Origin of the sequence: Mycolicibacterium litorale, from assembly GCF_010731695.1 — a bacterium.
Taxonomy (GTDB): domain Bacteria; phylum Actinomycetota; class Actinomycetes; order Mycobacteriales; family Mycobacteriaceae; genus Mycobacterium; species Mycobacterium litorale.
This window is the reverse complement of record NZ_AP022586.1, coordinates 355,730-368,860: the sequence shown is the minus strand read 5'-3', so window position 1 is coordinate 368,860 and position 13,131 is coordinate 355,730. Positions and strand designations below refer to the sequence as shown.

Below are 13,131 nucleotides of genomic sequence, written 5' to 3'. Positions count from 1 at the left end.
GTGTGCATGACGTTGCGACGCGTGCTCTCCGCCGCCCTCGTTGGCACCCTGCTCCTGGCCGGCTGTTCGGGCGGCGATCAGGAGGGCGCCCCGCCACCCGGCGGTGAGGCGGCGGTCGGCACCACCAACGACATCAATCCCCAGGACCCGGCCACGCTGCGCGACGGCGGCAATCTGCGGCTGGCGCTCACCGGCTTCCCGCCGAACTTCAACACCCTGCACATCGACGGCAATCTCGGCGAACTGGGTTCGCTGCTGCGGCCCACGATGCCGCGCGCCTTCGTCATCTCCCCGTCGGGGGAGACCACGGTCAACCACGACTACTTCACGAACGTGGAGCTGACCGGCACCGACCCGCAGGTGGTCACCTACACGATCAACCCGAAGGCGGTGTGGAGCGATGGCACCCCGATCACCTGGGAGGACATCGCCAGCCAGATCAACGCCCAGAGCGGTAAGGACAAGGCGTTCCTGATCGCCGCCCCGAACGGCACGGAACGGGTCGCCTCGGTGACGCGCGGTGTCGACGACCGCCAGGCGGTCGTCACATTCGCCAAGCACTACGCGGACTGGAAGGGCATGTTCGCCGGGAACACCATTCTCTACCCGAAGAGCATGACCGCGACGGCCGAGGCGTTCAACAAGGCACAGCTCAACGGACCCGGCCCGTCGGCGGGGCCGTTCCTCGTCAGCAACGTCGACAAGGCCGCACAGCGGATCACGTTGAGCCGCAACCCGAAATGGTGGGGCGCCCCGCCCAGGCTGGACACGATCACCTACACGGTGCTCGACGACGCGGCCAAGATCCCCGCACTGCAGAACAATGCGCTCGACGCGGTGGGCCTGGCCTCACTGGACGACCTCACCATCGCGCAGCGCACAGGCGGCGTCTCCATCCGCCGCGCACCCAGCGCGCAGTGGTACCACCTGACGCTCAACGGCGCACCGGGATCCATCCTGAGCGATCCGGCGCTGCGCACGGCGATCGCCAAGGGCATCAACCGTCAGGTCATTGCCGACGTCAGCCAACGCGGCCTGGTCAACACCCCGACCACGCTCGACAACCACATCTACGTGGCAGGCCAGGAGGGGTATCAGCGCAACGGCATCCCGTTCGATCCGGAGGCCGCCAAACGTGAACTCGACGCACTGGGTTGGCGCCAGAACGGGCAGTTCCGGGAGAAGGACGGCAGGCAACTGGTGATCCGCGACGTGTTCTACGACGCGCAGAGCACCCGGCAGATCGCCCAGATCGCGCAGAACCTGCTCGGCCAGATCGGCGTGAAACTCGAGCTGATCTCGGCCCCGGGTGGCGCGCTGTTCACCCAGTACGTCACGCCGGGCAACTTCGACATCGCCCAATTCGCGTTCGCGGGCGACGCTTTCGCCCTGTCGAGCCTGACGCAGATCTACGCGACCGGTGGGGAGAGCAACTTCGGCAAGATCGGCAGTCCGCAGATCGACGCCCAGATCGAGAAGACGTTGTCCGAACTCGACGCGGCAAAGGCCCGCCAGCAGGCCAACGAACTGGACAAGATGCTGTGGGCGGAGGTGCACAGCCTGCCGCTGTTCCAATCTGCCGGCAACGTCGCGGTCCGCAGCAATCTCGCCAACTACGGACCGGCCGGCATCGGCGACCTGGATTACACGAAGATCGGTTTCATGAAGTAGCGGGCTTCGGTTCCGGGTGATTCAAAGCAGTGCCTGCACCGGTGGCTCGTCGATAGAACGAAGCCATGACGACTGTGGAGAACACCCGCGCCGTGCCCGGCTCCCCCGAATTCGCCGTGCTGCTGGCGCAGATCGCGGCCGGCGCCCGCGAGCGGGACCTGAACGACGAGAACCCCTTCGACCAGGTGGCCGCGCTCAAACGCGCCGGGTTCGGCACGCTGCGGCTGCCGGAGCACCTCGGTGGCACCGGTTTCACTGTGCCGCAGACCTTCTCGGCGATCATCGAGCTGGCCGCCGCCGACCCGATCGTGGCACACATCTTCCGCACGCACTTCTGGTTCGTCGAGGAGCGGTTGCGCACCGCCGACGACCCGGCGTCTCGGCGCTGGCTGGAGAAGGTGGTCGACGGCAAGCTCTTCGGTAACGCGTTCAGCGAGAAGGGTTCACTGGCGGTCGGAAGCCTGGTGTTCAACACCCGCCTGCTGCCCGACGGTCAGGGCGGCTACCGGTTGACCGGCGAGAAGTACTACAGCACCGGCACGTTGTTCTCTGACTACCTGACGGTGACCGCCACCACCGACCACGATTCGGTGGCCACGGTCGTGGTCCCCGCCGATCGCGAAGGCGTCGGGGTGGTGGACGACTGGGACGGCTTCGGGCAGCGCAGGACCGGCACCGGAACCACCACGTTCACCGACGTCGCGGTGTCGGCCGACGAGGTGCTCAGCGATGCGCCCTACGACGCCGAAGCGCAGCCGACGGTGCAGTACGCCTCGCTGCAGCTGTTCATCCACGCGGTGGTCGCGGGGATCCTGGCCAATGTCGTCGAGGACGGTATCGCGCTGCTGGAGTCGCGCGAACGCAACTTCAGCCATGCGGTGGCCGAGCGGCCGACCGACGATCCGCTACTGCAGCGCCAGCTCGGCGAGCTGGCGAGCACCGCCTACATCGCGAGGGCAGCCGTGCTGGACGCCGCCGCGCTGATCGGCGCGGCCACCGACTCGGCGGTCGACGGGGTGCCCGACGCGACGCTGGCCCAGGAGGCGCAACTCGCCGTCGCGAAGGTGAAAGTGCATCTCGACCGCGTGGCTCCCGAAGCCGCGACCCGGCTGCTGGAGCTCGGCGGCGCGAGCGCGTCGAGCCGTAAGCGCAACCTCGACCGGCACTGGCGCAACATCCGCACGATCACCCTGCACAACCCCGTCGCCTACAAGGCGCGGGTGATCGGCGAGAACCTGTTGCACGGCACGCCGGTTCCGGCGAACGCCTACTTCTGAGCGATTTCGTCCCGATCGCCGCGGCGCGAGGGTGCGCATATGCACCCCGCGGCGTGGCGTGGCGCGAAGCAGACACGCACGGTCGCGGAAAGGAGGTGACCCGTCAGCCGTTGGTGCGCTTGACCGCCTTGGCCGGCGCCTTCTTGGCGGGCGCTTTCTTGGCCGGCGCCTTCTTGGCTGGTGCCTTCTTGGCGGCGGGCGCCTTGGCGGGTTCGGTCGTCTTCGCCACCGGCGATGCGACCGGCTCGGCCGCCTTCTTCGCCGGCGCCTTCTTGGCAGCCGGAGTCTTGGCAGGCGGGGTCTTGGCAGGCGGGGTCTTGGCAGGCGGGGTCTTCGCCGCCTCCGTCTTGGTCGGCGCCGCCTTCTTGGCGGGCGCACTGCTCAGCGGCGATTTGTCGGCCGGTGTCGCCTTGGCGGGCGCCTTCTTCGCGGGCGGCGCCATGTTGGCGGCTTCGGTCTTGGCCGGAGTCGCTTTCACCGCAGCCTTCTTGGCCGGGGCCTTCTTGGCCGGGGCCTTCTTCGCCGGAGCCTTCTTGGCCGCCGGCTTCTCGGCTGCCGGTGGCGCGGAAGCCGGTCCGGCGCCTTCGCCCTTCCCGCCGGCCGGCAGCGCCGCAGGGCCGTCCTTGTCGCCGTCGTCATCCGACGACGATCCGATACCGACGCGTCCGGCTGCCCCTTCCACGGCGTCGCGCGCCCGCTGCGCCAGCTCTCCCAGCGCCGCTCCCACAGAGGTGAGCAGTTCGGTGACGCGCTGTTGCAGCGGCGCGCCCTTGTCGTCTGTTGTGTCTTCTGATGACACCATGGCCTCCCGATTCACGTATGACTCGTAGGCCCCATACCCGTTTTCGGCGAGACCTCACGCGCAACGTGACACGGTCATGCCCGACAACCGCGAAAACCGACCCTCAGACGGTCAACTCGATGTGATGCGCATCGGCCACCGCCGCATACCGCTGCGGACTGCAAGTCAGCACGATGACCTGGCCGTCGCCCCCGATCACGTCGAAGACCGCGCCCATCTTGGTCAACCGGTCAGGATCGGTGAATCCCAGCGCATCGTCGATGACGACCGGGACCGAATCCTCCTTCGCCACCAGCGCCGCCCCCGCCAGCCGCGCCACGATGCCCAGTTGTTCTTTCGCGCCGCCGGACAGTGATTCGTACGGCACCGTCCGGCCCGCCAGCGTGCGGTTGCAGATGCGCAGATCGGTGTCGATCTCGACTTCGAAGCTCTCCCCGAACACCAGCCGGCCCAACCGTTCGACCTCACGGCGGAACGGGTCCACGTAGCGTTCCCGCGTCGCGGCGCGGTGTCTGCTCATCACCGTCCGCAGCAGTTCCGCCGCCCGGGCCCGCCGACGCACCCGGAGGTAATCGGATTCGGCGTGCTCTCGTTCGGCATGGGCACTGTCCAATTGGCCCTGCCTGCCCTCGGTCCCGTATACCTTCAGCGCCGCGGTGACCTCCCGCAGTGCCTCCGTCGTGTCCTCGTGCCGGGCCCGCAGCGCACATTCACGCCGCGTCACGTCGTCGAGCGCGGCGTCGACGGCGTCGGGTGCGCACCCGGCGAGTTCCTCGCGCAGTCGGGCCGCGCGTGCGGCAGCGCGCTCGGCCGCCTCACCGTCGGCTTCGGCGGCGACCGCGAGCGCGTCGTCGGCGGTCACGGCCCGGGCTGCGGCCAGCCGGTCGGTCGCGATGCCGAGCTCCGCCTGTGCGGCGGCAAGCTTCTCCCGCACCACGCCGAGCCGAGTCGCCTTCTCGCCCAACTTCGCCGACGCCGCGACCGCGACCTTGCGATGCGTCTCGCATTCCCCGATCGCCCGCTGGTGTGCGGCGACGGCGGCGTCGAGCGCGGCACGCGCCGCCGTCACATCCGCCGGGCCGTCGAGATCGAACAGCCCCTCCTCGTCCGGCTGTCCCTCATGCAGTTCGGCCAGCCGGGCGCGCAGGTCGCCCACGGTGTCGTCGCCGGTCAGCGCGTCGACCGTCGCGCGAAGTGTGGCACGCGTCTGCGCCAACTCGCGGCGCCGCTCGTGCAGACTGCGCGCGGTGGCGACGTCGTCCGCGCCGGCGGCCGCCAACGCGGCCGCCAACTCCGCAGTGGCCGCGTCCAGCCGCGCCTGGGTCTGCGCCGCCGGGGCGCCGGGCACCACCCGCGCCGTCAGCACCCCCGGCACGGAGATCTCGGTGGACGAGGTCGTGTTGACCGACCACTCCTGCCCGGCGGCCACCGTCACCGGCTCGCCATCCACGAGCACCTCGACGTCGGTCACGGCGTCGAGTTCGATTCGTGCCGAAGCGAGTTCGGCCTGACCGGCCGCCCGCTCGACCGCGAGGGCGGCGGTGTCGACGGCGCGCATCGAGCTGTCGGTGATCCCGATTCCGGCCAGTTCGTCCTCGACGCCCGCCAGCTCGCGCAGCGCCGCATCGATCTTCGCCAGCCGGGCCGCGAGCCGGTCGGCCTCGTCGCGGTCGGAAAGACGTTGCGCCACAGCGCGTGCCGCATCCACGCGGGCGTGCTGCTGCTCCACTGCGGCCCTGGCCTGACCGGCGGCCTGCTCGGCGGCCTCGCAGACCTCCCGCGCGGCGGCCTCCTCGTCGGCGGCGGCGGTGACGGCCGCCTGCAATTCGGTGATGGCCTCGCGACGTTCGTCGATCTCGGCCCGCAACCGGCGGCGCTCGGTGACGGCCGCCAGCGACGCGGTGCGCGTGGCCTCGGCCGCTTTCGCGATGACGGCTGCCTCGTCGACCTGCCGACGCAGCACCGCCACGGCCTGCGCGGCCGCCCGCGCCGCGGTGAGTTCCTCGGCGAGCGCGGCCCGCTGCGCCGCCAGCTCCGCCAGTTGTCCGGTCAGCGCGGCGTGCCGGCGTACCGCCTCGTCGACCTCACCGACCGCCTCGGTGCACGTGGCCACCTCGGCTTCGGCCGCCTGCAGCCGCTTGATGGCTGCGGCCCACTCCCCCGTCGGCTTACCGGTGGCGGTGAAGTACCGGCCGTACTCCGCGTCGATGCGGTCGACGAGCAGCGGTTCGGCACCGGACAGCGTGGCGGCCTCGCCGGCGGCGACGTCGAGCGCACGGGCCAGCGCATCGGAACCCGACAGGTCGACCGCGGCGGTCGACGCGGACTGCCAGACCCGTTGCGCCTGCCACAGATCCATGTCGACGGTCGCGTCGAGCAGGGCCAGAGCCCGCTCGTGGGCCTCGTCCCCGGTGAGCTGCTCGCGCTGCGGGGCCAGTACGGTCAGCTCCGTCTCCGCGCGCTTGTGGAACCGTTTGCGGTAGACGAAACGGTATGGCCCCGTGGATATTTCGGCGCTGATCTCGGCACCCACGTCGGCGTGGGTGGGCTTGACCTGCTTGACTTCCTTCTTCGTCGAGCGGTCCTTGGCGGCGAACAGCAGGTCGAGTGCCTCGATCATCGAGGACTTGCCGATCTCGTTGGCACCGCTGACCACCACGACCCCGCGGTCGGGGAACTCGATCTCACGGCGGCTGACCCCGCGATAGTTGGTCAACACCAGACGGTGCAGCTTCATGCGACCTCGCTCCGCTCGACCAGGCGCAACAGCAGCGCCAGTGCGGCGCGGGCATCCTCGGCGCCCTCGCCCTCGGCGCGGGCGGCCTCGACCAACTCGTCGACCGCCGCGGCCGCGAACCCACCGATCCCCAGATCGTCGAACTCACCGTCGGCGGGCAGGACCGCGATGTCGGTGCCGCGCTCCCACACCGTCAGCGCCGCGAACAGCCGTGAGTACTTGTCCAGACACGCATCGAGCGCGGCCTTGTCGGTGACGGTCAGCGATCCGGTCAACCCCGCGCGCACGACCGTGCGCTCCTTGTCCGGCATCAGATCGAGGTTGAGGTCGAGATCAGCGACGTCACGGCTGTTGTCCACCGAACGGGACAGCGTGACGAACCGCCAGCGGCCCAACCGCTCGGGTCGCACCCGCACCGGGCGCCGGTCGTCGTCCTCGTCGATCTCGACCACCAGCGCATGGCCGGAATCGGTTTCGATGTCGTCGTAGTTGGTGACCTCCGGTGAGCCCGAGTACCACACCCGGCCCGTTCCGCCCACCGCCATCCGGGAGTGCTTGTCCCCCAACGCCACATAGTGCACGGCGCCGCGAGACAACGCCGACTCGACCGCGGCCAGCCGGATCAGCGACACCTTGTCCTTCCCCGGATCGATCGCGTCGACGGCGCCGTGACCGACCACGATGCGCGTCACCCCGTCGGCCGGCAGACCGTCGAGCACGTCGCCCACCAGATCGCTCGTCGGGGCCTTCGACCGCCACGGGGCCGCCACGATCTCGAGGCCCGGCCGGACCTCGTGGACACCGGCGCGGTCGAGCACCGTCACGTTGTCCGGCCGCTCCGCGGCGAACAGCGCACTGGTGTACACCGAGGAGGCGTCCAACGGATCGTGGTTGCCGGGCAGCAGGTACACCGGGACACCGATGGTGCGCATCGCCTCCAGCGACTGGCCGACCTCACGCGGCGAGAGCTGATTGTGCTCGAACACGTCACCGGCGACTACCACGAACTCTGCCCCGGCCGTGACCGCCAATGCGCCGACCGCGACCACCGCGTCACGCCGGGCGGCCGAATAGCGGGGCTGCGCCTCACCGTTGAGGAAGCGACGGGTCATCCCGAGCTGCCAGTCCGCGGTATGCACAAATCGCATGTGGGCCCGCCCCTTTCCCCTCGTCGTGCAGTGCATGGCGAGTGTAGGACCGCGCACCGACAACTCGCCGGACCTCGACCGGCATGTGGCCGCGCGACCTAACGTGTAAGGGGTGAGCACCGACGTCCGCACCCTGGTACTGCTCCGGCACGCCAAATCCGACTACCCCACCGGGGTCGGCGACCATGAACGCCCGTTGGCGCCACGTGGGATCCGCGAAGCCGCCCTGGCCGGCGACTGGCTGCGCGCCACGGTGGCGCCGGTCGACGCCGTGCTCTGCTCGACGGCCACCAGGACCCGGCAGACGCTGGAACGGATCGGCATCGACGCGCCGGTGCACTATGCCGATCGCCTCTACGACGCCACCCCGGGCACGGTCATCGACGAGATCACCAAGGTGGCGCGGCACTTCGGCGCCGACGTGTCGACGCTGCTGGTGATCGGCCACGAACCGGCGATGTCGCACGTCGCGCTCGGGCTGGCCGCCGTCGAGGACAGCGACCGTGAGGCCGCGGAGGACATCGCGGCGAAGTTCCCCACCTCGGCGATGGCGGTGCTGCGCACACCGCGGCCATGGGAGGAGCTGGCGCTCGGCGGCGCCGCGCTCGTCACCTTCCACGTACCCCGCTAGGAGTTGGTGGCGAGCGTGAGCTCCATCAGCTTGATCGCCATGCCGCAGGCGTCGATACCCGGGGCCTGCGGGTTGACCCACCAGCCGACCACACCGCCCGCATCGCTGGCCACACCGCAGGAGCCGTTCGGATCCCCCGGCCGCATCACGAACGACGGCACGCCTGCCACCGAGCGGTTCTCGATCTGGTACTCGAGCTTCTCGGCGGTCTGCCGCTCGTTGTCGAGGCTGCCTTCCTCGAACCAGAAACGGGTGATGTCGACGAGACCCGCCGGGTTGGCGGCCTGCCAGCGGCACACCGCGCCCACGAACGTGCTCTGGATGTCCAGCGGGTCCGCGCCGACCGTTTCGGCGAGGATGTCCTCGGTCAGCACGTCGCACTCCTTGAGCAGGTTGGGGTACTGCTGTTCGGAGTCGTTGTTGCTCGGGCCGCCGCCGGAACCGGCCCGCGCCGCGGTGCCTTCGACGGTGCGGGTGCAGCCCAGCAGCATCGTCAGTGTGGCGAGGACAGCCGCCACGGCGGCCACCGTCCGTGCGGTGCGGCTCATCGGGAGTTCACAATCGATTGACGGGTGAGTTCCTTGGCGACCTCGCACGGGTCCGGGAACGGTTTCTCGGCGAAGCTGACCGACCACTCGATGAAGTCGTTGTCGAACTGGATGCCGATCTCACACAGATTGGTGCCCAGCGTCAGATCGTCGCCCGTGGCGATGAATCCGTCGTGACCCTCGATGTTGATGTCCTCGACGCTGGTGCGCGACAACTCCTCGGTCTTGCGCTCACGCCCGATCGGGCTGCCGCGGAAGTGGGTGAACGAGAAGTGCGGTCCGACGATGCTGCCGCCGGCCAGCCACTGGCAACCCACCGAGGTGGTCGCGGTGTTGACCAGCCCGGGCACCTCGGTGAGCTGGCTGATGGTCTGGTCGCTGATACCGCCGCACTGCGGGAAGAACGGGCCGTGCTTGATGTCGCCCTGCTGGGCCTGCGGGCTCTGCGGCACCTCGCCGGGCGCCGCGGGCTCCGAGTCGGAGCAGGCAGCCAACAGCGGGAGCACGGCCACCGCCACCGAAGCCAGCGCGGCCAGCACTTTCGCGTTGCGGGTGCGCGTGCTGGGAGTCACGCCATGCACTGTAGCGGCCGCGCCGATCGTGAACCACCGACATGCCGGTTGACCTGCAATTTCATGAGGTGTGCGACAGTAGCGGGATGCTCTGGGGCCTGCTGCGGCAGTACGTGCGGCCGTACCGCGGGCTGCTTTCGACAGTCGCCGGACTCCAGATCGTCAGCACACTGGCCTCGCTGTACCTGCCGACCGTCAACGCCGCGATCATCGACGACGGCGTCGCCAAGGGCGACACCGCCACCATCGTGGAACTGGGCATGGTGATGCTCGGCGTGACGGCGCTGCAGGTGGTGTGCGCCGTCGGCGCCGTCTACTTCGGATCGCGCGCCGGCATGGGGTTCGGCCGCGACCTGCGCTCGGCCATCTTCGACCGGGTGACACGGTTCTCGGCCGAGGACACCGCCCGTTTCGGGGCGCCGTCGCTGCTCACCCGCACCACCAACGACGTCGGCCAGATCCAGCTGCTCGTGCAGTTGACGTGCACGATGCTCATCACCGCCCCGATCATGTCGGTCGGCGGCATCTTCATGGCGGTCCACCAGGACGCCGGGCTGTCCTGGCTGCTGCTGGTCAGCGTTCCGGTACTGGCGGTGGCGAACTACTGGATCGTCACCCACCTGTTGCCGATCTTCCGCCGCATGCAGCAACTCATCGACAACGTCAACCGGGTGATGCGCGACCAGCTCACCGGCATCCGCGTGATCCGCGCCTTCGCCCGCGAACCGCTCGAACGAACGCGATTCGGCGAGGCCAACCAGGCCCTGTCCGACACCGCGCTGGAGGCGGGCCGCTGGCAGGCGCTGATGCTGCCGGTCACCACGCTGGTCATCAACGTCTCCAGCGTCGCGCTGATCTGGTTCGGCGGGTTGCGCATCGACGCCGGCCAGATGCAGGTCGGCTCGCTGATCGCGTTCCTGTCCTACTTCATGCAGATCTTGATGGCCGTGCTCATGGCCACCTTCATGCTGATCATCATCCCGCGAGCGGCGGTGTGCGCCGAACGGATCAGCGAGGTGCTCGCCACCCGGCCCGGGATCGACACCCCGCCCGACGCGGTGCGGCCGGACACCGTGCGCGGTGAGATCCGCCTCGAGAACGCCACCTTCAGCTATCCGGGCGCCGAACGCCCGGTGCTGGCCGACATCTCGCTCACCGCCCGACCCGGGACCACGACCGCGATCGTCGGGTCGACCGGATCCGGGAAGTCGACGCTGATCTCGCTGATCTGCCGGCTCTACGACCTGACCTCCGGCGCGGTGCGGATGGATGGGATCGATGTGCGCGAATACGACGTCGAACGGCTGTGGGCGGCGATCGGGCTGGTGCCCCAGCGCGGCTACCTGTTCTCGGGCACCGTCGCCGACAACCTGCGGTACGGCAAAGCCGATGCGAGCGAGGACGAGATGTGGGCGGCGCTGCGGGTGGCCGCCGCCGACGATTTCGTGCGCGCCCACGCCGACGGGCTGCAGATGCGCGTCGCGCAGGGCGGGATGAACTTCTCCGGCGGGCAGCGGCAGCGGCTGGCGATCGCTCGCGCCGTCATCCGCCGTCCCGCGGTGTACCTGTTCGACGACGCGTTCTCCGCGCTCGACGTGCACACCGACGCCCGGGTGCGCGCTGCGCTGCGTGAGGTCTCGGCCGAGGCCACCGTCATCGTCGTCTCCCAGCGGCTGTCCACCGTCGCGCAGGCCGATCAGGTGATCGTCGTCGACGACGGCCGCATCGTGGGTGCAGGCACCCACGAGTCGCTGCTGGTCGACTGCCCGACGTACGCCGAATTCGCCGAATCACAGTCGGTCGGCGCCGATGTGGGCGGCCGCCCGTGACGGGGCCGATGGGACGCCCGATGCGCGGTCTGCCGCAACCGCCTGCCGAACGCACCCGCGACTTCCGGGGTTCGGCGATCCGGCTGGTCCGGCGGCTCACCCCGCAGCGCGCGCTCACCGCGACGGTGATCGGGCTCGGCATCGCGGGGATCGCGCTCGGGGTGATCGGCCCGCGGATCCTCGGCCACGCCACCGATCTGCTGTTCAACGGGGTGATCGGCCGCCAGCTGCCCCCCGGGTTGACCAAGGAGCAAGCCGTCGAGGCGGCGCGGGCGCGCGGGGACTCCAATTTCGCCGACCTCTTGTCCGGCATGGCGGTGACGCCAGGGGAGGGCGTGGACTTCGGCGCGGTCGCCCGCACGCTGGCGCTCGCGCTGGGCCTGTATCTCGTTGCCGCCCTTTTGGTCTGGATCCAGGCCCGGCTCCTCAACGTCACCGTCCAACGCACCATGGTGACGTTGCGCGCCGATGTCGAGGACAAGGTGCACCGGCTGCCGCTGTCCTACTTCGACACCCGCCAGCGCGGCGAGGTGCTCAGCCGCGTCACCAACGACGTGGACAACATCCAGACCTCGCTGACCATCACGATCAGCCAGCTGCTCACCTCGCTGCTCACGATCGTCGCCGTGCTGGTGATGATGCTGACGATCTCGCCGCTGCTGGCGGGCATCACGGTGTTGACGGTTCCGCTGTCGTTGTTGGCGATCCGCTGGATCACGCGACGCTCGCAGCGGCTGTTCGTCGCGCAGTGGCGCAACACCGGCCGGCTCAACGCCCACATCGAGGAGACCTACAGTGGCTTCACGATCGTCAAGACGTTCGGGCACCGCGCCGCCGCACAGGAGAAGTTCCGCGACCTGAACGACGAGGTGTACCAGTCGAGTTTCGGCGCCCAGTTCTTCTCCGGCCTGGTGTCGCCGGCGACGGGTTTCATCGGCAACCTCAGCTATGTGGCGGTCGCGGTGATCGGCGGTCTGCAGGTGGCAGCGGGGCAGATCACGCTCGGCAGCATCCAGGCCTTCATCCAGTACGTCCGCCAGTTCAACCAGCCGCTCTCCCAGGTCGCCGGCATGTACAACACGCTGCAGTCCGGGATCGCCAGCGCCGAGCGGGTGTTCGACCTGCTCGACGCCGACGAGCAGCCGCCCGACCGCGAGGCCCAGCTGCCCGCCGCGCGCGGCCGGGTGCAGTTCGAGCACGTGCATTTCTGCTACCAGCCGGGCACACCGGTCATCGAGGACCTCTCGCTGACCGTCGAACCCGGCAGCACCGTGGCCATCGTCGGGCCGACCGGCGCCGGTAAGACCACGCTGGTGAACCTGCTGATGCGGTTCTACGACGTCGACTCGGGCCGGATCCTGCTCGACGGCGTGGACATCACCACGGTCGGCCGCCACTCCCTGCGCTCGCGGATCGGCATGGTGCTGCAGGACACCTGGCTGTTCGGCGGCACGATCTACGACAACATCGCCTACGGCCGACCCGACGCCGGCGAGGACGAGGTCATGGAGGCCGCCACCGCCGCCTACGTCGACCGCTTCGTGCACAGCCTGCCCGACGGTTACGCCACCCGGGTCAGCGACGACGGCGGTTCGATCAGTGCCGGGGAGAAGCAGCTGATCACGATCGCCCGGGCGGTGCTGGCCCGCCCGCAGCTGCTGATCCTCGACGAGGCGACCAGCTCGGTGGACACCCGCACCGAACTGCTGATCCAGCACGCCATGGCCGAACTGCGCCGCGACCGGACCAGTTTCATCATCGCCCACCGGCTGTCGACGGTCCGCGACGCCGACCTGATCCTGGTGATGGAGCACGGCCGCATCGTCGAGAGCGGCAGCCACGAGGAGCTGGTGGCCCGCCGCGGCGAATACTGGTCCATGACACGGGTTTAAGCACTCCGCTGCCCACGATTCCGT

10 protein-coding genes are annotated in these 13,131 nt (G+C 69.5%); 5 read left to right on the top strand and 5 right to left on the bottom strand.

The features are described 5' to 3' along the window. The first annotated feature begins 6 nt into the window (after positions 1–6). Positions 7–1,671, top strand: coding sequence for an oligopeptide ABC transporter substrate-binding protein OppA (locus tag G6N30_RS01755; protein ID WP_134060817.1), 1,665 nt, complete (start codon positions 7–9; stop codon positions 1,669–1,671). 65 nt (positions 1,672–1,736) lie between these two features. Next, positions 1,737–2,948 (top strand): acyl-CoA dehydrogenase family protein, encoded by a 1,212-nt coding sequence (locus G6N30_RS01750; protein ID WP_134060816.1) that lies wholly within the window; start codon positions 1,737–1,739, stop codon positions 2,946–2,948. A 103-nt stretch (positions 2,949–3,051) separates the two neighbouring features. On the opposite strand, the gene G6N30_RS01740 is transcribed toward G6N30_RS01750, so the two are convergent. The 3 genes from G6N30_RS01740 to G6N30_RS01730 form a co-directional block, all read right to left on the bottom strand. Next, positions 3,052–3,747 (bottom strand): hypothetical protein, encoded by a 696-nt coding sequence (locus G6N30_RS01740; protein ID WP_244964982.1) that lies wholly within the window; start codon positions 3,745–3,747, stop codon positions 3,052–3,054. Positions 3,748–3,853: 106 nt separating this feature from the next. After that, positions 3,854–6,487, bottom strand: coding sequence for an AAA family ATPase (locus tag G6N30_RS01735; protein WP_134060815.1), 2,634 nt, complete (start codon positions 6,485–6,487; stop codon positions 3,854–3,856). Next, a complete protein-coding gene (locus G6N30_RS01730; protein ID WP_134060814.1) occupies positions 6,484–7,635 on the bottom strand; it encodes a metallophosphoesterase family protein in 1,152 nt (383 codons plus the stop codon). The genes G6N30_RS01735 and G6N30_RS01730 overlap by 4 nt, the downstream gene beginning before the upstream one ends. A 112-nt stretch (positions 7,636–7,747) precedes the next feature. Between G6N30_RS01730 and G6N30_RS01725 the strand changes: the two genes are divergently transcribed. Further along, entirely contained in the window at positions 7,748–8,266 is a 519-nt protein-coding gene (locus G6N30_RS01725) for a SixA phosphatase family protein (protein WP_134060813.1), read from the top strand. Here the strand turns inward: G6N30_RS01725 and G6N30_RS01720 are convergent. Together G6N30_RS01720 and G6N30_RS01715 are read right to left on the bottom strand one after the other, a co-directional pair. After that, positions 8,263–8,814 (bottom strand): DUF3558 domain-containing protein, encoded by a 552-nt coding sequence (locus G6N30_RS01720; RefSeq protein WP_134060812.1) that lies wholly within the window; start codon positions 8,812–8,814, stop codon positions 8,263–8,265. The genes G6N30_RS01725 and G6N30_RS01720 overlap by 4 nt on opposite strands. Next, positions 8,811–9,395: a DUF3558 domain-containing protein gene (locus G6N30_RS01715; protein WP_163687327.1), complete on the bottom strand. Its 585-nt coding sequence runs from the start codon at positions 9,393–9,395 to the stop codon at positions 8,811–8,813. Before G6N30_RS01715 ends, G6N30_RS01720 begins: the two co-directional genes overlap by 4 nt. A gap of 77 nt (positions 9,396–9,472) precedes the next feature. Between G6N30_RS01715 and G6N30_RS01710 the strand changes: the two genes are divergently transcribed. Next, positions 9,473–11,215 (top strand): ABC transporter ATP-binding protein, encoded by a 1,743-nt coding sequence (locus G6N30_RS01710; RefSeq protein ID WP_134060874.1) that lies wholly within the window; start codon positions 9,473–9,475, stop codon positions 11,213–11,215. Between the two features lie 8 nt (positions 11,216–11,223). Then, entirely contained in the window at positions 11,224–13,107 is a 1,884-nt protein-coding gene (locus G6N30_RS01705; protein WP_163687857.1) for an ABC transporter ATP-binding protein, read from the top strand. Positions 13,108–13,131: the final 24 nt, after the last annotated feature.